Genomic DNA, 17,961 nt, shown 5'->3' with positions numbered 1-17,961 from the left:
TAAGAAACCGGTAATTTCCGGCAGCCGGCGAAGTCTTGACGATTGCTAATCGCAACTGTCATTAATGCTCCGTCAACGGCGGTCGATCCTGAGTTTTGACTGGCGATGACGGCGGATGTCTAAGTTGCATCAGCTCATGCTAAAGAATTACAGCATGGTCGCGTTCGCACCGCCACGTCTCTCAAGCGCCGCGCCCTTGCCATTCCGCCGCAACTAGACTATAGCGCACGCGTCCGCACAGACACCCTTGGAGGCAATGCGGATGAGGATGGGGAAACCCGCCTCCAGTTCAGCGACAGGCGATGCCTGCGCCGAGCTCTCCAAATAACCTCGGAAGGAAAAGTCATGAGCCACGAAAGCTACGAGCTCAAGGCCGAGGCGCGCGAACGGGTTGGTAAGGGGTCCGCCCGTGAACTTCGCCGCAATGGTCTCATCCCGGCTGTCATCTATGGTGACAAGCAGGCCCCAATTTCGATCTCCCTCAGCACCAATGAGGTAACGAAGCGCATCCACGCTGGCGGTTTCATGACCACCATCGCTACGATCGACGTCGACGGCAAGAAGTACAAGGTTCTGCCGAAGGACTACCAGCTCGATCCGGTCCGCGACTTCACCATGCACGTCGACTTCCTGCGCGTATCCGGCAACACCGCCGTTACCGTTGCGATCCCGGTTCACTTCATCAATGAAGAGAAGTCCCAGGGCCTCAAGGTCGGCGGCGTTCTGAACATCGTTCGTCACGACGTCGAAGTTCATTGCCCGGCTGATGCGATCCCGGAATTCTTCAACGTTGACCTCAGCGGCAAGAAGATCGGCGACAGCATCCACATCTCCGAAGTCACCCTGCCGAAGGGCGTGACCACGGTTATCGACCGCGACTTCACCATCGCTACGATCGTTGCTCCGGCAGCTGGCGTATCGGAAGAAGAAGAAGCTGGCGAAGCTGAAGCTTGATCATTTGATCGCTTGAACGCTTGAACGCTTTGTAAAGTATAAGACCCGCTTTCTCCGGAAAGCGGGTCTTTTCATTTGTTCGGACAGAGCCGCTTCAACTTCGATTAAGACATTTCGTGGAAGCATGCCCCATCGTTCCAGAGCAAGTTCCGTTCTGAACGAAAAAATTGTGCGGCAAGGGGCAGACGCAGGAAAATGCATAATTCCGTTCAGAACAGATTTCTAGGAATTGTGTTCGCTGCACTGCTTCTGCTCGTAGCCCCGCTTTTTGTTCTGTTCCTCTTCCTGTCCTCCGGACGCGCCGAAAAGGAAATCCGCGACCACATCTCCGTTCTTCTCGTCGCCAACTCGCAAGCACTGGCAAAGCCGCTTTGGGATCTGGACGAAGACAGCGTCGCGCAGATCAGCGCCGCCGTCGTCTCGCAGGGTAACATCGTCAAGGTTCAGGTCCGCGACGAATCCGGCCAGCTTGACGTCACCCAGTCGACGATCCCCGCTTCCTATAACGGCCAGCTGATCGAAGTCTCGCACGCCATCACCTACACCACGCTCGACGGTCCGAAGAAGCTGGGTACGATCTCGGTCTTCTATCCCGCGCCGGACCTGTTCTCCGGCCTGAAGAATGAAGAGATCATCTTCCTGTCGATCTTCGTCTTCGCCGTCTTGATCGTCTTCTGCGCCGCCCTCATCGGCAACCGCATCGTCCTCGTTCGTCCGCTGACGCGTCTGATCGCCGCCATCGAAGCCACCGGCCAGCTCGGCTCGCGCCACCATGTCGATTGGCGCTCCAACGACGAGATGGGCCGCCTTGCCAAGAGCTTCAACACCATGCAGTCCAAGCTGGAAAGCGAGGAGCAGGAGCTGAAGCTCGCGCACCGCCGCGCCATCGACATCTACAATCTGACGCCCGCCATGCTGTTCTCGCTCGACGAAAACGACCACATCACCGCCGTCAGCGACTACTGGCTCGCCGCCACCGGCTACGAGCGCGATGATATCATCGGCAACCGCTTCACCGATCTCGTCACCCCGGACGCCCGCGGCGCCTTCCTCGGTCGCAAGGGTGAGCTGAATGGCGGCGCGACTGTCGATGTCACCGTGAAGTTCCTCTGCGCCGACGGCCGCGTCATGGACGTGCTCATCCTGGAATCGAAGACTGCCACCGGCGGCCAGGGCGGTCTGTCGCTGTCCGTCATGACCGATGTTACGGCGCTGAAGGCCTCTGAAGCCCGCAACCACAAGCAGGCGATCACCGACCATCTGACTGGCCTTCTCAATCGCCAGGGCTTCGAGACCGTGCTCGACGGCAAGATCCGCGAGGCCGACGCCGCCAACCAGGAGCTCGCCTGCCTCTTCGTCGATCTCGACCGTTTCAAGTGGATCAACGACAACCTCGGCCACGCCGAGGGCGACAAGGCGCTGCGGGAATTCGTCGGCCGCCTGAAGAGCAAGCTCGCGCCCACGGATGTGGCAGCCCGCCTCGGCGGTGACGAATTCGCCATCCTGCTGCCCGCAGGCAACGCCGCCGAGCGCGCCGACCTCATGGCCGAGATGCTCGCCTCCATCTTCAACGAGCCCTTCGGCACCGACATGCATCTGAGCGCAAGCGTCGGCATCGCCATCTATCCGCGCCACGCCGACAATGCCGCCGAACTGCTGCAGAAATCCGACATGGCGATGTATGCCAAGAAGCGCGACGGCAAGAACGGCGCCCAGCACTTCGACAGCGGCATGGTGGATCACGCCCGCGCCCGCGCCGAGATCGAAAGCTGCATCGAGATCGGCCTGATCGAGGACTGGTTCGCGGCCTACCTGCAGCCGATCGTCAATCTCAACGGTCGCGGCGTCGCCGGCTTCGAGGCCCTGATGCGCCTCAACCACCCGGTGAAGGGCCTGATGGCGCCTGCCGAGGTGATCAACGTCGCCGAGGAGACCGGAAAGATCATCCGCGTCGGCAACGTCATCATGGAAAAGGCGATCGAGCACCTGGCGACGCTCTCGGCGCTCCCGGGTCTTGAGAACAGCTACCTCGCCATCAACTTCTCGCCGCTGCAGTTCGAGCCGTCGCTGCCTGCACGGCTGGCCTCGCTGCTCATGCGGTATAACATTCGCCCCGAGCGGATCGTCGTCGAGATCACCGAGGCGGTGTTGATGCACAACAATCCCGAGATCCGCAAGATCGTCAGCGATATCCGCCAGTTCGGCTGCCGCATCGCGCTCGATGACTTCGGCACCGGCTACTCCTCGCTCAGCTATCTCAACCGCTTCCCCGTCGACATCATCAAGATCGACCAGTCGTTTACGCGCTCGATCAACGATGCCAACGAGGATATCCGCCAGAAGAGCCGCACGCTCGTCGAAAGCATCACCACCCTCTCGCACAAGATGGGCTGCAACGTGATCGCCGAGGGCATCGAGACCGAGCAGGAATGCCATACGCTGTGCGAGATGGGTCTCGACTACGGCCAGGGCTACCTCTTCCACCGTCCGCAAACCGTCGAGCAGCTGATGACCCGGTTGGCGGACGCCAACACGCTTGCCCGCGCCTCGTAAACGCAAGAGAGAGAAGCCGATGATCAAACCACTGCTGCTTCTTCTTGCTCTCCTGAGCTTGCCCCTCGCCGGTCCGACGCGCGCGGCCACCGTCAATTTCGTCACCGAGGAGTATCCCCCTTTCAGCTATCACGAAGGCGATACCCTGAAAGGCACATCGGTGGAGCAGGTGCAGCTGCTGATGCAGAAGGCCGATATCGATATGCGCATCGAGCTTCTGCCCTGGACCCGCGCCTATGCGGCGGCCCAGGCCACGCCGATGACCTGCCTCTTCACGACGGCGCACAGCCCCGAGCGCGACAAGCTCTTCAAATGGGTCGAGCCGCTTCTGGTGGACGACAATATTCTCGTGGCCACCGCTTCCTCAGGCATTCGCGAAACCGATCTTGACGACACCCGGCGCTACGTCATCGGCACGCATCGCGGCGACTACACCGAGAAATTGCTGAAGGAAAAGGACTTCCCCAGGATCGACGTCGCCAGCGACTTCCCCTCGACGCTGCGCAAGCTCATGAACGGCCGCATCGACCTCATGCCGATCTCGGAGATCTACTTCGAGAAGCTCAAGCTGGATCAGCCGCTCGTGCGCGTCGCCACGCTCTCTTTCCAATCGCTCGGGATAGCTTGCGAGAAGAGCTTCCCCGAAGACATAAGGACCAGAATGCAGCAGGCGCTCGACGCATTGATCACGGAGGGAACGCAGCGCGCGATCTTCGCCAAATACGGCCTGCACGCGCGTCACTGATAGCGCGTCTCCGACCCCGCTTCATCGATTCTGGCCGCCATCGACACGCTTGCGCTTGACTTCAGCGTCGTTTCGCGGTGGTGAACACGTTCAGAATTTGAAACGCCCAGGAATGAACGCGCCATGCTTGTTATCGCCGGCCTCGGCAATCCCGGCAGACAATATGCCGGCAACCGCCACAATATCGGCTTCATGGCCGTGGACGCCATCCACCGCCGCCACTCGTTTTCGCCCTGGTCCAAGAAGTTCAAGGCCGAGATCTCCGAAGGCGAGATCGCGGGCGAGAAGGTGCTGCTGATCAAGCCGCAGACCTACATGAACCTGTCCGGCGAATCCGTCGGCGAGGCGATGCGCTTCTACAAGCTGCAGCCATCCGACATCGTCGCCATCTACGACGAGCTCGACCTCGCGCCCGCCAAGGCCCGCATCAAGGTCGGCGGCGGCCACGGCGGCCATAACGGCGTGAAGTCGCTCGACGCCCATTGCGGCAGGGACTACCGGCGCCTCCGCCTCGGCATCGGCCATCCCGGCAATAAGGATCTGGTGCACAACTACGTGCTCGGCGATTTCGCCAAGGTCGACCAGCAGTGGCTGGAACCCATGCTGGACGCGCTCGCCGACAATCTCGAGATGCTGGTCAAGCGCGAGGATTCGCAGCTGATGAACAAGCTGGCCCTCGCCGTCGGCGGCAAGGAAGACGAGGACAAGCCAAAGCCCGCCAAGCCTGCCAATGCGAACGCAGCGGCTCAGAAGCCTGCCGGCAAATCGCACATCCACCAGGCCCGCAACAACGCCCAGCCGAAGAAGCTGCCGACGACGGGACCGATGGCCGAGATGCTGAAGAAGATGTTCGGCAACAAGGAAGACTGACCATGTCCCCCTCGCCTCTCGCGATCCGCACGGCCGAAGCGGGAGACCTCGCAGCGCTTCTCGCGCTCTATAGGGACATGAACCCCGGCGACCCCGCCATCGATCCGGCGGTGGCACAAGAGCGCTTCGCCTCCATGCTGGCCTATCCCGGCATGCGCGTGCTGGTGGGCTTGGCCGACGATGCGCTGGCCGCGTCGGTGACGCTGATCATCATGCCCAACCTCACCCGCGGCGGCGCGCCCTATGCGCTGATCGAAAACGTCGCAACCTCAACGCCGCATCGCCGGCGCGGCTATGCCAGCGCCCTGATCGGGCATGCGATCGAACTCGCTTGGCAGGCCGGTTGCTACAAGGTGATGCTGCTCACCGGCCGCACCGATCCCGGCATCCATCGCTTCTACGAAAGCTGCGGCTTCGTGCAGAACAAGACGGGCTTCCAGATCAGACGAAGCGTCTGAACCTATTCCTCGGGCTCTGTCGTAAACATCAGCGGGAAACCCGCTTCCTTGCCGAAATCCATGGCCTCCTTGGCCTTGGTCTCGGCGATATCCTTGGCACAGACGACCACCACGGCGGTGCCGAGCTTGTGCGCGGTCATCATCACCCGGTATCCGGCCTCCTCGCTCATCCTGAAGACGATCTTCAGCACCGCCGTCACGAATTCGCGCGGCGTGAAATCGTCGTTGACGAGGATCACCTTGTAGAGCTTCGGCCGATCGAGCTTCGGCTTCGACTTCACTTTCGGCTTCAGGGCGACATCGTTGTCACTCATCGGGCAGTCCATCCGTTGATGACAGGAAAGAGGGCGAGCCATGCTCAGCCCGCATATTATATTGCACTGCAAGCACCGCTTTCAAGCCAAAGCCGCTTTGATCACGCAAGATGTGCTCGAAAAGCTTGACCCGGAGGCGGCTTTTACCCCATACGCACGGCCAAGGAATTCAAGAACAGCAGGTTTCAGCCATGGGCTTCAAATGCGGTATCGTCGGTCTGCCGAATGTCGGCAAGTCGACCCTCTTCAACGCGCTCACCAAGACGGCGGCAGCGCAGGCGGCGAACTATCCCTTCTGCACGATCGAGCCGAACACCGGCGAAGTCGCCGTTCCCGATCCGCGCATGCAGAAGCTGGCGGGTATCGCCGGCTCCAAGGAAATCATTCCGACGCGCATCTCCTTCGTCGACATCGCCGGCCTCGTGCGCGGCGCGTCCAAGGGTGAAGGCCTCGGCAACAAGTTCCTCGCCAACATCCGCGAAGTCGATGCCGTGGTCCACGTGCTGCGCTGCTTCGAGGATGACGATATCACCCACGTCGAGGGTCGCATCAATCCCGTCGGCGACGCCGACACGATCGAGACCGAGCTGATGCTCGCCGACCTCGAAAGCCTGGAGCGCCGCGTCGAGCAGACCCGCAAGCGCGCCGCATCCAAGGACAAGGAATCGCTGGCCCAGCTGCCGGTCATGGAGGCGGTCATCAAGCTCCTCAACGAAGGCAAGCCTGCTCGTCTTCTCCTGAAGACGCTGGCGCCTGAGGAAATCGAGATCCTCAAGGGCCTCAACCTCCTCACCTCTCATCCGGTCCTCTACGTCTGCAACGTCGCCGAGGGTGACGCCGTGGATGGCAACGAGCACACCAAGGCCGTGGCCGAGATGGCGGAGAAGCAGGGCGCGGAATGCGTCATCATCTCGGCTGCGATCGAAGCCGAAGTTGCGCAGCTGCCGGAAGAAGAGGCCACCGAGTTCCTCTCGGCGCTCGGCCTTACGGAAGCCGGTCTCGACCGTCTGATCCGCGCCGGCTACCACCTGCTCGACCTGATCACCTATTTCACCGTCGGCCCCAAGGAAACCCGCGCCTGGACCATCCGTCGCGGCACCAAGGCCCCGGCGGCGGCCGGCGTCATCCACACCGATTTCGAACGCGGCTTCATCCGCGCCTTCACCATCGGCTACGACGACTACATCAACTTCAAGGGTGAAGTCGGCGCCAAGGAAGCAGGCAAGGGCCGCGACGAAGGCAAGGAATACGTCGTCCAGGACGGCGACGTCATCCACTTCCGCTTCAACACCTGATTTGAAACGACAGGACTGCCGCCTAAGCATGTCGCGCAAAAGTGCGCGGCGGTTTTGCGGAACCGACATGCGACAGAACAAAAACTTAAAGCGTGGCGAGCGAATCCGAAGGATCGCGACACGCTTTAAGCGGGCGGCAGTCGCTTCTGCATGCCATCAGGCAGACGGCGCACAACGGCGCGCCGAAGCGGCATCCAGCCGGTGCCGATGACAAGAACAATCACGCCCACCGCCAACAGCGTGATGAAGACGTAGGTATCCACCTGCGCATTGCCCTGGCGGAAGATCCCGTAGAGCGCGGCCCCCAGCGATACCAATCCCGACGTGACGAAAGCGCGTCGGTCGATGATCAACCCCACCAACATCAGCGCCATGACGGTGATCACCACGACAGGTGTGCGCATCGACACCGTGTCGAGCCCGACGAGCGCCCCTCTCCCACCGCCCGACAGCCACAGAATGCTGTAAAGCAGCACGGGGGCGGCGCCGAGATGCAGCCAGAAGGCAATGTCGGAATTGACGGTCCGGCGCAACGGGTCCTTGAGATCGAAGCGCATGGCCATCGCAAACAGGCCGATCGCGCAGGCAACCAGCAGCATCGACTGCACGCCCTCATGGGTGGCCATGTCGAGCGGAGTGGCGCTCAGCCAGTCGAACAGGCGCAGAATGAGTTTCGGCACCACGACCGCCGCCCCCATGATCGCCAGCGCCAAGGCAAGCGGTATCCTATAGAGCAGATAGAAGAGGCCGAGCACGACGGGAAAGGCCAGCGTATATTGCAGCCCGTCATTGTGGATACCAAGCCCGAAGATGTCGGATGCTCCCAACATTGCCGACACGGCTCCCGTCCACATCGCCAACGCGACGCAGGTCCAGATCGCCAAAGCGAAGGTCAGCGCCACAGCCGGCAGCGCCAGCCGCTGGCGGCGCACGAGGATTTCGGCAAGCACGATGATCGCGGGCAGCACAGCATAGATGGAGCCGAGGCCCCAGAGGCCGGCAAGCGCCACGACGATACCGATGGTGATCAGCACGTCGTGGAACCCGCGCACGAAGCTCGGCGTCTCCGTGTCGGAAAACGCCACGGCCTGCCCTGTCGTCTCCGCCACTACCGCATCGACCCTGACGCCGCGCTCGATCAGAAACGGCAGAAGCCGATCGGCAACGCGGTCGGGAAGAATGCCCTCCCGCTCGGCCTCATCAAGGATCAACTTCAACTCGGGCATATCGGAAATCTCTCATGAATCATTGAGTTACAATGGATGCTATTGTAATCGTGAACAAACGCCTATGACGCGGAGATGAATTTGTCCGATCAGATCCTGGCCTATGAGGATTTTCATCCCGGCCGCCGCTTCGCGCTTGGACCGGTCACGGTCTCCGCTGCGGAAATCATCGAATTCGCCAGCGAGTTCGACCCGCAGCCGATGCACACCGACGAAGCGGCCGGACGCGCGAGCATTCTCGGCGGCCTCGCCGCATCGGGCTGGCACACATCGGCGATGCTGATGCGGATGATGATCGACAGCTATTTGCTGAATTCGCTCTCAGAGGGCGCACCCGGCATCGACATCATGGAATGGCGCCGGCCCGTCATCGCTGGCGACACGCTCTCCGGCCACTCGACCGTGCTTGAGGCGCGCGCCCTGCGCTCCCGCCCGGGTATCGGCATCGTCAAGTTCCGCCACGAGCTCGAAAACCAGCGCGGCGAAACGGTCTGCGTGTCGGAAAACCCGATCATGTTCCGCATGGCAACCGCGACCGAGGCGCAAACGGGAGCAAGCGCATGAGGATGCTCGATCGCTATACGCTCGGCGAAAAGACCGAGACGGGAAGCTACGCCTTCACCGAGGAAAACATCATCCGCTTCGCGAAGCGCTATGATCCGCAGCGCTTCCATGTGGACAGGCAAGCCGCGCGCGAAAGCCTGTTCGGTGACCTCTGCGCCTCCGGCTGGCATACCTGCGCCGGCTGGATGACGACATTCGTCGCCTACTGGATCGCCGAGAGCAAAAAAATCGCCCGTGAGGGCCACACGCCGCCCAAGCTCGGCCCAGCAGCCGGCTTCAAGGACCTGCAGTGGATCCGCCCGGTTTTCGCCGGCGAAACCGTCGATTACGCCGTTACCCTGTTGTCCAGCCGCCCGATGGCCTCACGCCCGGGCCGCATCCTCAACACCATCCTCTGCGAAGGCTATGTCGCGGGCGACCCGGTTGTCAGGTTCGAAAGCAGCGTGCTCGAATTCGAGTAACAGCCGGCCTCAGTGGCCCGAAAATTCGACCAGCGTGCGCACATCGACGCCAAGCGCTTCCAGCTTCGCGCGTCCGCCGAGATCCGGCAGGTCGATGACGAAGCAGGCCGACACCACCTCGGCACCCATCTGGCGCAGCAGCTGGGTCGCGCCGACAGCCGTCCCGCCCGTCGCGATCAGGTCGTCCACGAGGATTACCTTCTCGCCCGGCTTCACAGCGTCGATGTGCATTTCCATCTCGTCGATACCGTATTCCAGGCTGTAGGCGATGCGCACGGTCTCGTGCGGCAGCTTGCCCTTCTTGCGGATCGGCACGAAGCCAGCCGAAAGCTGGTGCGCCACGGCGCCACCGAGAATGAACCCTCTTGCTTCCATGCCGGCGATCTTGTCGATCTTCGTACCCGCATAGGGCTGCACCAGCGCATCGACGGCGCGGCGAAAGGCCCGGGGATCACCAAGCAGCGTGGTGATGTCACGAAAGATGATGCCGGGCTTGGGATAGTCCCGGATCGAGCGAATGCTGGCGGCAAGCTCGGAAGCGATAGTGTCCATTGAAAATTCCGTATTATCGAGAGGCATGTTGGAAGCCGGGCGCACACTATCAATTGCCCGCCGCGCTTCCAACAAAAAACAGCCTCCCCAAGCCGCGCCGGCATGCGGCACGAGCACTCAAGTTCGATAATCAGCGTCGCCTATTCGCCGGCGCGCAGCGTTCGCCCCTGGCCGGCATTCGCGGCATCGCGGATCGCCGCCAGGAAGCTCGCCAGCCCCGCCGAACGCAAGGGCATGTAGGCCTTGCCGCTCTCCCGGCAGGACCGCTTGATGATGCCGGCCGCCGTGTGGCTGATGTGATCGACCGGGAAGACGACGGTCGTTGCCTGTGCAAGTGCGGCCGGCAGAAGCGTCGTACTATCCTCGAGGCCGCCATCGTGCAGCAGCAGCGTCACGCCGTGGTCGGACGCAAGCGACCGCAGCCTGTCATAGAGGCTACGGCGACCGCCAACATAGAGCACGGCCCCCTCGCCGGCCGACGTCCCGGATGGAGTCGTAACGGATGCGAGCGTCGTCACGTCATCGCCGACGCTCGACCCGTCGCCAAGAAGCAGCGCCTCGATCTGGTCGTTCTCCAACCGCAACCTGGAAAGTTCGGCTTCAGCAAGCTCCGCGCGTTGCTGTTCTCGCTGTGTTTCCTGTCGCGCCGTGGCTAACCGTTCGGCCAACAGCTCCGAGTGAGCGGCATTGGCCGAAGACACCCCGCCGCGCGCCTCATCCGCTCGTGCCTCGACAGCAGACCCGACCGTGTCACTGGCCGCCTGCGCCCGCCGCAGCGCCTCCCGCAATTGCTCGATCTCGCGCAGCATCTCAACGCGCTCGGCCGCGGCCGCAGCCAGGCGGCGCTCCTGCTTGGCGATCTTGTCGTCTTTTTCCTCGGCCTGGCGCTGCAGCTCCGTCAGCCGGGCGATGTCGAGCCGGCTGGCGCTGCCGACCAGATGCGACAGCATGTGCACCTCGCCGAAAACGTCGCGCACCAGCTTTTCGTTCGCGGCCGGGTGGGTCATCACCGTCCAATAGGCTCCCGAGATATCGCCGCGATCAAACGCATCCCGCCAGAACCGCTGGAGTTCCTCGGCGCTGTCGATCGACGCCGCCCGCCGGATCATGCTTTCGTGGCGACGATCGAGCGCCTTGTTGAGGAGCTTGCCCGGTACGCCTTTCTGTCCGGCGAGCCATACGCCGCGTGAATGCAGCGCATGATCGCCGGCGCTGCGCGCATCGCCCTCACCCACCTTGATCAACACCTGGCGAAGCTCGCCGGCCGTCAGGCAGGTTCCGATGATCGAGCAATGGAAATGCGAGCTGATCTCCCAGGTCTTCGCACGCCCGCTGCGCTTCGCCGTCGCGCTAAATGATGATGGCGCAGACCGCTGCGCGGTCGCTGGCAACTTGGCGAGCGGAGCATGCGAGGCGTGGTATCCCGACAATAGCGGCATTGCTGAACCTATCGATGTATCTCAACGAATATATCGATAGGCCCGAACAAGCGCTCGCGCAAGCCGCATCGCAAGCGCGCCTGAAGAAGCCCTATTGAAATGAACGGGAAAGGAAAAAAGAAGAGCAGGCAGGAAAACGCTTCCCTGCCTGCGAAAGCCCTCGGGCTTAGTGGTCCTTGCGGGCGTAGACCGACCGCTTGGTGAGGTAGATCAGCACGGTGAAGATCAAAAGGAAGATCATCACCATGAAGCCGGTGTGCTTGCGCTCGACCAGATGCGGCTCTGCGGCCCACATCAGGAACGAGGCGACGTCCTTGGCGTACTGGTCGACCGTACCGGCGGTGCCGTCGTCATAGGTCACCTGGCCATCCGACAGCGGCGGAGGCATGGCGAGAACGGAAGCGGCGTGGAAGTACGGGTTGTAGTGCTGGCCCTGCGACACCGTCGTGCCTTCAGGCGGGTTCTCGTAGCCGGTCAGCAGCGAGTAGATGTAATCCGGCCCGCCTTCCTGGTATTGCGTGAAGATATCGAAGATGAAGCGCGGGAAGCCACGCTCAACTTCGCGGGCTTTCGCGATCAGCGAGAAGTCCGGCGGCGCCGCACCGTTGTTGGACGCAGCCGCCGCTTCGGCGTTGGCAAACGGCGACGGGAAGTAGTCCGACGGCACGGCCTTGCGGCTGTACATGTCGCCGGCGGCATTCGGGCCGTCCTGCACTTCGTAGTTGGCGGCGAACGCCTTGACCTGCGCTTCCGAGTAGCCGAGATCGCCCAGCATGCGGAATGGCACGAGGTGCATGGAGTGGCAGGCGGCGCAGACTTCGGTGTAGACCTTCAGGCCGCGCTGCAGCTGGCCTTTGTCGTAGTGGCCGAAGGGACCGGCGAAGGTCCAGTCGACCTCCCTTGGCTCCTTCAGCGGATAGTGCGGGGTCGCCGCCTCGTGATGTTCGGCGGGCTTTGCCTCCTGCGCGACAGCCGCGCTCCCGAGACAGCCGACAACTGCGAGTGACAGGATGCTTGCAACAAGCTTTTTCATGATGTGTGTTCCCTCTCGCCGCCCGCTCATGCCTTGGCCGCTTCGGCAGCGACTGACTTGTTGCGCTTCTCCAGCACCGCCTCGGTGATCGAGTTCGGCACCCGGCGTGGCGTCTCGACGAGACCCAGGACCGGCATGACGATCAGGAAGAAGGCGAAGTAGAGCAGCGTGCAAATCTGCGAGATCGTGGTGTAGAGGCCTTCCGCCGGCTGCGAACCGAGCCAGCCGAGGATGATCGCGTTGATCACGAACAGCCAGTAGGCCATCTTGTACCACGGGCGATAGACCGCGGAGCGAACCTTGGACGTATCGAGCCACGGCAGGAAGAACAGGACGATGATGGCGCCGAACATGACGAGAACGCCAGCCAGCTTGGAATCGATCGGTCCGATGTTGAAGGTGATCGAGCGCAGCATCGCGTAGAACGGCAGGAAGTACCATTCCGGAACGATATGCGCCGGCGTCTTCAACGGGTCAGCCGGGATGTAGTTGTCGGCGTGGCCGAGGAAGTTCGGCAGGTAGAAGACGAAGTAGGCGTAAACCAGCAGGAAGACCGAAACGCCGAGCGCATCCTTGAGCGTCGCGTAAGGCGTGAACCGCACCGTGTCCGTCTTGGTCTTGACCTCAACGCCGGTCGGGTTGGTCTGGCCGGTGACGTGCAGCGCCCAGATGTGCAGGATGACGACGCCGGCAATGACGAAGGGCAGCAGATAGTGCAGCGAGAAGAAGCGGTTCAGCGTCGGATTATCGACCGCAAAGCCGCCGAGCAGGAACTGCTGCACCCATTCGCCAACCAGCGGGAATGCCGAGAAGAAGCCGGTGATAACCGTGGCACCCCAGAAGGACATCTGACCCCAGGGCAGAACGTAGCCCATGAAGCCCGTCGCCATCATCAAGAGATAGATGAGAACGCCGAGAATCCAGAGGATTTCGCGCGGCGCCTTGTACGAGCCGTAATAGAGGCCGCGGGCGATATGCAGATAGACCGCGACGAAGAAGAACGATGCGCCGTTGGCGTGCATGTAGCGCAGCAGCCAACCGTGGTTGACGTCACGCATGATCTTTTCGACGGAATTGAAGGCAACGGATGTTTCCGCCGCATAATGCATGGCGAGCACGATGCCTGTTAGCATCTGCACGATCAGCATCACCGACAGCATGGCGCCGAAGGTGTAGGCGTAGTTCAGGTTACGCGGAACCGGATAGGCGACGAAGCTGTCATAGACGAGACGAGGCAGCGGCAGGCGTGCATCGATCCACTTCTCAAGGCCGGTTGATGGCTCGTAGCTGGAATGGCCACTCATAAATCAGTCCCCCTCAACCGATTTTGATAACTTTGTCGGAAACGAACGAATAGGTCGGAATCGCGAGATTCTGCGGTGCCGGGCCTTTCCGTATGCGGCCGGCCGTATCGTAGACCGAGCCATGACAGGGACAGAACCACCCGTTGTATTCGCCGGCCTGGCCGAGCGGAACGCAGCCAAGATGGGTGCAGGACCCGATCATGACGATCCAGTTTTCCTTGTCCTTGCCGGCCGAACGGTCGACGCCCGTCGCCTGCGCATCGGCGGCAAGGTTGGCGTTGCGCGCAATCGGATCCTTGAGCTCCGCCAGCGGAACGTCATCTGCAGCCTTCACTTCCTCAGGTGTACGGTTGCGGATGAAGATCGGCTTGCCGCGCCACTTGGCGGTCAGCGACATGCCAGGCTCGAGGCTCGAGACGTCGACTTCGATGGAAGCGAGCGCGAGCGTCGACGCGTCGGGACGCATCTGGTCGATAAACGGCCATGCGACAGAGACGGCGCCGACGGCGCCTGCCATACCCGTGGTTAAATAAAGGAAATCACGGCGTGTGGGCTCGCTAGAGACCCCGCCTGTCGTTTCGTGTTCGCTCACGGCTTAACATCCTCTGCCCAAATTTCGCGGAATTTTCCGCGCCATCCCTCCAAGGCGACGAATCTGTCATACAGATATTCGAACTTAGATTCCCCACCCACTAAGGCGCGTTCTATTATCGATCATCAATTATGTCCAGCCTCGGCAGGGCAAGTGGGCACAATGTCGCGGCCCTTGAGAGTTGATTCTTTAGGACAATCGCGCGGCTGCAACAGTGTTGCGTTGCAACATATCCGGCCGCGTGTTACGTGGCCGAAATATTACTCGCTCACGCCCGGTGCCATCCTATGAGACACACTTTATTCTGCGTGGGCAGTGTTCTCGTGTCGCTGCTGCTTGCGGCCATTTCTTTGCGTTATCTCACGCACACTTGGTTGCTTGCCTTCGTCTACAGCTTTCAGGTCCATTTCGCGCTCGCAGCACTCGCCGCAAGCCTCGTCCTGATGCTGATCCGGCGCCATTGGTACGCCTATCTGCTGGTCACCGTGTCGGTGCTGCTTGCCGGCCATGGCGTGCTGATGCTGAAGGAATTCGAGGCCGCTCCACCGGCGACTGCGTCGCGTCCGCTGCTGCGCCTGATGTCCTTCAACATCGAGAACGACAATTTCGAAAACAGCCGCCGCATCGCTGACGCCGTGATCGCCTCCGGCGCCGATGTCGTCAACATCCTCGAGGCCATACCGCTGCTGCCTGAGCTCCCTCGGATCTCGGCCACCTACCCGTATCGCATCGGCTGCGGCGTCGGCACGCCGGGATGCGATACGCTGGTGCTCTCCAAGCGCCCGTTCCTTGAACAAGGCGTGAGAACCCTCGGCGATCTCTGGCCCAACCGTCTCGTCCAGGTGACGATCGATGTCGACGGAACGCCCGTCCACCTCGCCTCCGTCCACCTCGCAAAGCCCTATTTCGACGATTTCCAGGTCGACGAACTCTGGGATCTCCGCAAGGTCGTCAAGTCGGTGGATGGGCCGCTGATCGTGGCCGGAGATTTCAACTCGGCCATCATCGATCCGCATATCCAGGATTTCGTCCGCACCGCCCGCCTGAGCACTGTCTTTCCGGAGCCCGCGACATGGCCGACCCGAGCCGGCAAGCTCGGCATCGCCATCGACCACGTGCTCGCCCGCCCGCCACTGCGGCTGATATCTGTCAAGCAGATCGAGGACAATGCCGGCTCCAACCACTACGGGCTGATGGCCGAGATCGCCATCGATCGCCAATAACACCCGCCGGAACGCCTAGACCTCCTCCAGATCGGCCGCCAGGAAGCCGCCCGATTGCCGCGCCCAGAGCTCCGCGTACAGCCCTCCATCGCGCAGCAGCGCCTCGTGCGTGCCCTCCTGGATGATGCGCCCCTTGTCGACGACGATCAGCCTGTCGAGCGCTGCGATCGTCGACAGCCGGTGGGCGATCGCCAGAACCGTCTTGCCGTCCATGATCCGGTTGAGGTTCGTCTGGATCGCCTCTTCCACCTCGGAATCAAGCGCCGACGTCGCCTCGTCTAGAACCAGGATCGGCGCGTCCTTGAGCATCACCCGGGCAATCGCGATCCGCTGCCGCTGACCGCCCGAAAGCTTGACGCCGCGTTCGCCGACATGCGCGTCGAACCCCTTGCGCCCCTGCTGGTCTTCCAGCCGCTGGATGAAGCCCATCGCCTCTGCCCGACGCGCCGCTTCGACCAATCCCGCCTCGCCGGCATCCGGGCGACCGAAGAGGATATTATCGCGCACCGAGCGGTGCAGCAGCGACGTGTCCTGGCTGACGACGCCGATCTGCATCCTGAGCGATTCCTGCCTGACGCCGGCGATATCCTGCCCGTCGATCAGGATACGCCCGCCTTCGAGATCGTAGAGCCGGAGCAGAAGGTTCACGAGCGTCGACTTGCCGGCGCCTGAGCGCCCGACAATGCCTACCTTCTCGCCGGGCGCGATCGTCAGCGAGAAATGGTCGATCACGCCGCTGCCCTTACCATAGTGGAAGGACAGGTCGTCGAAACGGATGCCGGGCTCGGCGATGACGAGATCCGGCGCATCCGGTTTGTCGACGAGGCCGAGCGGCTTGGAGATCAGCTCCGCCGAGTTCTGGATGGTGCCGAGATTGCGCATGATGCCGTTGAACTGCGTCATGAGCCGTCCCAGCAGAAAGTTCAGCCTGAGCACGAGCGCCAGCGAAAACGCGACGGCGCCCGAGCTGATCAGCCCCTGCAGCCACAAATGCACGCTGAGCCCTGCCATGGTCACGATCATGATGCCCGACAGCAGCGCCATGGAGGCGCGCACGCCGGTGATGAAGCGGGTGAAGAGCAGCACGGTCGCCTGGAACGTGTCGAAGCCCTGCCGCATGTAGCGATCGGTCTCCTCGTCGCGCGCAAACAGCTTCAGCGTCTGGATGTTGCTATAGGCATCCACCATGCGGCCGTTGAGCATCGAGGCGGATTCGGCCGTATCGCGCGAGTGGCGGCGGATGCGCGGCACGAAGTAGCGCGCCAGAACCCCGAAGGCGACCAGCCAGCACAGCACGACCACCGCCAGCGACAGGTCGAGCCGCGCTACGAGCACCAGCGTCGTCGCCGCATAGATGCCGACGAACCAGACGCTTTCCATCAGCGACGTCACCAGATCGCCGGTCGCCTGCCCCGCCGACCACACCTTGGTGACGATCCGCCCGGAGAAATCGCTCTGGAAGAACGACAGCGATTGCCGCGACACATGCAGATAGGATTGCCAGCGGGCGAGATTGTAGAATCCGGGCGTGATCACCTGCTGATCGACCAGCGCGATCACCAGCTGCACGATGAAGCGCACGAGGCCGATGAGGAAGAGCATGCCGAAAAGCTCGAAGCCGTGCGCGGCGAGCAGGCCGTGCCAGCCGACATCAGGCTTGATGCTGGCGAGAATATCGACGACGCGGCCGACGAACCAGAACAGCGCCGCCTCGATGGCGGCCGACATGCCGCCGAGAACCAGCATGGCGATGAAGGGCAGCTTGGCCTGGCCGATGTAGAACCAGATAAAGCCCGTCGTCGACCGCGGCGGCTGAATGTTGTCGCGCGGTTGGAAAGGATCAATCCAGGTTTCAAAGGCACGAAAGAGTCGATTTAGGAGCATATTTGCGATATAGGCTTATCCGCCGGATGGGGAAAGCAATCCGTTCGCCGGACCAACCTTATATTTTGGTAATGATTGGTAACATCGACGGCATCGTCGTTGAATGAGACATGTCCCGCCACAATGTGGGAATAGCATGAGATTTCACGGGAGACGGCCACAATGCAAAAAAGGACACTCGTGTCGAGCATACCGTTGCCTTTGGCGGAAAGACTCGATGCGGTTATTGAGCAGCTCGGCGTAGCGCACGACCAGGTCGTGGCGGAAGCCGTTGCCGCTTGGATCGATAATGAAGAGCAGCGTCGGCTCATGACGTTGCGCACGCTTGCCTTTGCCAGCAGCATGGCGGTCGAGGGCCATCGCGTCATCGACTGGGCGGACAGCCTGAGTGCCGACAGGCACTGAGCAGACACATCCAAGCGACTGATTACAAAATAAAAACGCCCTCCCGATATCCCAGGGAGGGCGTTTTCAATTGTGGGCCTTGCGGATCT

General features: G+C 61.8%; 18 protein-coding genes. 10 read left to right on the top strand and 8 right to left on the bottom strand.

Annotated features, from left to right (window positions below):
• Window positions 1-345: 345 nt before the first annotated feature.
• The 5 genes from ACCD05_RS07710 to ACCD05_RS07690 all read left to right on the top strand — a co-directional run bounded on the left by ACCD05_RS07710 (window position 346) and on the right by ACCD05_RS07690 (window position 5,580).
• Window positions 346-954 (top strand): 50S ribosomal protein L25/general stress protein Ctc, encoded by a 609-nt coding sequence (locus ACCD05_RS07710; protein ID WP_018897388.1) that lies wholly within the window; start codon window positions 346-348, stop codon window positions 952-954.
• Between the two features lie 195 nt (window positions 955-1,149).
• A complete protein-coding gene (locus ACCD05_RS07705) occupies window positions 1,150-3,507 on the top strand; it encodes an EAL domain-containing protein (RefSeq protein WP_413391999.1) in 2,358 nt (785 codons plus the stop codon).
• 19 nt (window positions 3,508-3,526) lie between these two features.
• Window positions 3,527-4,252, top strand: coding sequence for a substrate-binding periplasmic protein (locus ACCD05_RS07700; RefSeq protein ID WP_413391998.1), 726 nt, complete (start codon window positions 3,527-3,529; stop codon window positions 4,250-4,252).
• Between the two features lie 123 nt (window positions 4,253-4,375).
• Entirely contained in the window at window positions 4,376-5,122 is a 747-nt protein-coding gene (gene pth, locus ACCD05_RS07695; RefSeq protein WP_413391997.1) for an aminoacyl-tRNA hydrolase, read from the top strand.
• Window positions 5,123-5,124: 2 nt separating this feature from the next.
• The gene (locus ACCD05_RS07690) at window positions 5,125-5,580 is read left to right on the top strand and encodes a GNAT family N-acetyltransferase (protein WP_413391996.1); all 456 of its coding nucleotides are present in this window, start codon (window positions 5,125-5,127) and stop codon (window positions 5,578-5,580) included.
• 2 nt (window positions 5,581-5,582) lie between these two features.
• On the opposite strand, the gene clpS is transcribed toward ACCD05_RS07690, so the two are convergent.
• Complete coding sequence (gene clpS, locus ACCD05_RS07685; protein WP_018897383.1) at window positions 5,583-5,894, bottom strand: ATP-dependent Clp protease adapter ClpS; 312 nt, start codon at window positions 5,892-5,894, stop codon at window positions 5,583-5,585.
• Window positions 5,895-6,085: 191 nt separating this feature from the next.
• Between clpS and ychF the strand changes: the two genes are divergently transcribed.
• Window positions 6,086-7,189, top strand: coding sequence for a redox-regulated ATPase YchF (gene ychF, locus ACCD05_RS07680; protein ID WP_018897382.1), 1,104 nt, complete (start codon window positions 6,086-6,088; stop codon window positions 7,187-7,189).
• A 125-nt stretch (window positions 7,190-7,314) separates the two neighbouring features.
• On the opposite strand, the gene ACCD05_RS07675 is transcribed toward ychF, so the two are convergent.
• On the bottom strand, window positions 7,315-8,415 hold the full coding sequence (locus ACCD05_RS07675; RefSeq protein WP_209234981.1) for a hypothetical protein: 1,101 nt from the start codon (window positions 8,413-8,415) through the stop codon (window positions 7,315-7,317).
• Between the two features lie 75 nt (window positions 8,416-8,490).
• Between ACCD05_RS07675 and ACCD05_RS07670 the strand changes: the two genes are divergently transcribed.
• Window positions 8,491-8,979 carry a MaoC family dehydratase gene (locus ACCD05_RS07670; RefSeq protein WP_413391995.1) on the top strand — a complete coding sequence of 163 codons (489 nt, stop codon included), beginning with the start codon at window positions 8,491-8,493 and terminating at the stop codon, window positions 8,977-8,979.
• The gene (locus tag ACCD05_RS07665; RefSeq protein ID WP_413391993.1) at window positions 8,976-9,440 is read left to right on the top strand and encodes a MaoC/PaaZ C-terminal domain-containing protein; all 465 of its coding nucleotides are present in this window, start codon (window positions 8,976-8,978) and stop codon (window positions 9,438-9,440) included. Before ACCD05_RS07670 ends, ACCD05_RS07665 begins: the two co-directional genes overlap by 4 nt.
• A gap of 9 nt (window positions 9,441-9,449) precedes the next feature.
• On the opposite strand, the gene ACCD05_RS07660 is transcribed toward ACCD05_RS07665, so the two are convergent.
• The 5 genes from ACCD05_RS07660 to petA form a co-directional block, all read right to left on the bottom strand.
• Entirely contained in the window at window positions 9,450-9,992 is a 543-nt protein-coding gene (locus tag ACCD05_RS07660) for an adenine phosphoribosyltransferase (protein WP_111562871.1), read from the bottom strand.
• A 140-nt stretch (window positions 9,993-10,132) separates the two neighbouring features.
• Entirely contained in the window at window positions 10,133-11,431 is a 1,299-nt protein-coding gene (locus tag ACCD05_RS07655; protein WP_413391992.1) for a DUF2325 domain-containing protein, read from the bottom strand.
• A gap of 166 nt (window positions 11,432-11,597) precedes the next feature.
• Window positions 11,598-12,464: a cytochrome c1 gene (locus ACCD05_RS07650; RefSeq protein WP_413391991.1), complete on the bottom strand. Its 867-nt coding sequence runs from the start codon at window positions 12,462-12,464 to the stop codon at window positions 11,598-11,600.
• A gap of 26 nt (window positions 12,465-12,490) precedes the next feature.
• Complete coding sequence (locus ACCD05_RS07645) at window positions 12,491-13,768, bottom strand: cytochrome b N-terminal domain-containing protein (RefSeq protein WP_113237325.1); 1,278 nt, start codon at window positions 13,766-13,768, stop codon at window positions 12,491-12,493.
• A 13-nt stretch (window positions 13,769-13,781) separates the two neighbouring features.
• Window positions 13,782-14,360 carry a ubiquinol-cytochrome c reductase iron-sulfur subunit gene (gene petA, locus ACCD05_RS07640; protein WP_112941073.1) on the bottom strand — a complete coding sequence of 193 codons (579 nt, stop codon included), beginning with the start codon at window positions 14,358-14,360 and terminating at the stop codon, window positions 13,782-13,784.
• 287 nt (window positions 14,361-14,647) lie between these two features.
• Between petA and ACCD05_RS07635 the strand changes: the two genes are divergently transcribed.
• Window positions 14,648-15,583, top strand: a complete 936-nt coding sequence (locus ACCD05_RS07635; protein ID WP_413391989.1) for an endonuclease/exonuclease/phosphatase family protein — start codon at window positions 14,648-14,650, stop codon at window positions 15,581-15,583.
• A gap of 15 nt (window positions 15,584-15,598) precedes the next feature.
• Here ACCD05_RS07635 and ACCD05_RS07630 read toward each other — a convergent pair whose 3' ends face one another.
• The gene (locus ACCD05_RS07630; protein ID WP_413391987.1) at window positions 15,599-17,467 is read right to left on the bottom strand and encodes an ABC transporter ATP-binding protein; all 1,869 of its coding nucleotides are present in this window, start codon (window positions 17,465-17,467) and stop codon (window positions 15,599-15,601) included.
• Between the two features lie 162 nt (window positions 17,468-17,629).
• On the opposite strand from ACCD05_RS07630, the gene ACCD05_RS07625 reads away from it, so the two are divergent.
• Window positions 17,630-17,872, top strand: a complete 243-nt coding sequence (locus ACCD05_RS07625; protein WP_047506115.1) for a hypothetical protein — start codon at window positions 17,630-17,632, stop codon at window positions 17,870-17,872.
• Window positions 17,873-17,961: the final 89 nt, after the last annotated feature.

The sequence above is a fragment of the Rhizobium sp. Rhizsp42 genome (genome assembly GCF_047304155.1).
In the GTDB taxonomy this organism is placed as follows: Bacteria; Pseudomonadota; Alphaproteobacteria; order Rhizobiales; family Rhizobiaceae; genus Rhizobium.
Note: the sequence above shows the minus strand (reverse complement) of the source record. Positions and strands in the feature narration are given on the sequence as shown.

What these genes read in the sequence shown, in the direction of transcription:
- ACCD05_RS07630 (WP_413391987.1), bottom strand. Translation starts at nt 17,467, where the DNA reads ATGCTCCTAAATCGACTCTTTCGTGCCTTTGAAACCTGGATTGATCCT.
- ACCD05_RS07705 (WP_413391999.1), top strand. Translation starts at nt 1,150, where the DNA reads ATGCATAATTCCGTTCAGAACAGATTTCTAGGAATTGTGTTCGCTGCA.
- ACCD05_RS07650 (WP_413391991.1), bottom strand. Translation starts at nt 12,464, where the DNA reads ATGAAAAAGCTTGTTGCAAGCATCCTGTCACTCGCAGTTGTCGGCTGT.
- ACCD05_RS07700 (WP_413391998.1), top strand. Translation starts at nt 3,527, where the DNA reads ATGATCAAACCACTGCTGCTTCTTCTTGCTCTCCTGAGCTTGCCCCTC.
- ACCD05_RS07675 (WP_209234981.1), bottom strand. Translation starts at nt 8,415, where the DNA reads ATGCCCGAGTTGAAGTTGATCCTTGATGAGGCCGAGCGGGAGGGCATT.
- ACCD05_RS07670 (WP_413391995.1), top strand. Translation starts at nt 8,491, where the DNA reads ATGAATTTGTCCGATCAGATCCTGGCCTATGAGGATTTTCATCCCGGC.
- clpS (WP_018897383.1), bottom strand. Translation starts at nt 5,894, where the DNA reads ATGAGTGACAACGATGTCGCCCTGAAGCCGAAAGTGAAGTCGAAGCCG.
- pth (WP_413391997.1), top strand. Translation starts at nt 4,376, where the DNA reads ATGCTTGTTATCGCCGGCCTCGGCAATCCCGGCAGACAATATGCCGGC.
- ACCD05_RS07690 (WP_413391996.1), top strand. Translation starts at nt 5,125, where the DNA reads ATGTCCCCCTCGCCTCTCGCGATCCGCACGGCCGAAGCGGGAGACCTC.
- ychF (WP_018897382.1), top strand. Translation starts at nt 6,086, where the DNA reads ATGGGCTTCAAATGCGGTATCGTCGGTCTGCCGAATGTCGGCAAGTCG.
- ACCD05_RS07710 (WP_018897388.1), top strand. Translation starts at nt 346, where the DNA reads ATGAGCCACGAAAGCTACGAGCTCAAGGCCGAGGCGCGCGAACGGGTT.
- ACCD05_RS07655 (WP_413391992.1), bottom strand. Translation starts at nt 11,431, where the DNA reads ATGCCGCTATTGTCGGGATACCACGCCTCGCATGCTCCGCTCGCCAAG.
- ACCD05_RS07665 (WP_413391993.1), top strand. Translation starts at nt 8,976, where the DNA reads ATGAGGATGCTCGATCGCTATACGCTCGGCGAAAAGACCGAGACGGGA.
- ACCD05_RS07635 (WP_413391989.1), top strand. Translation starts at nt 14,648, where the DNA reads ATGAGACACACTTTATTCTGCGTGGGCAGTGTTCTCGTGTCGCTGCTG.
- ACCD05_RS07625 (WP_047506115.1), top strand. Translation starts at nt 17,630, where the DNA reads ATGCAAAAAAGGACACTCGTGTCGAGCATACCGTTGCCTTTGGCGGAA.
- ACCD05_RS07660 (WP_111562871.1), bottom strand. Translation starts at nt 9,992, where the DNA reads ATGGACACTATCGCTTCCGAGCTTGCCGCCAGCATTCGCTCGATCCGG.
- ACCD05_RS07645 (WP_113237325.1), bottom strand. Translation starts at nt 13,768, where the DNA reads ATGAGTGGCCATTCCAGCTACGAGCCATCAACCGGCCTTGAGAAGTGG.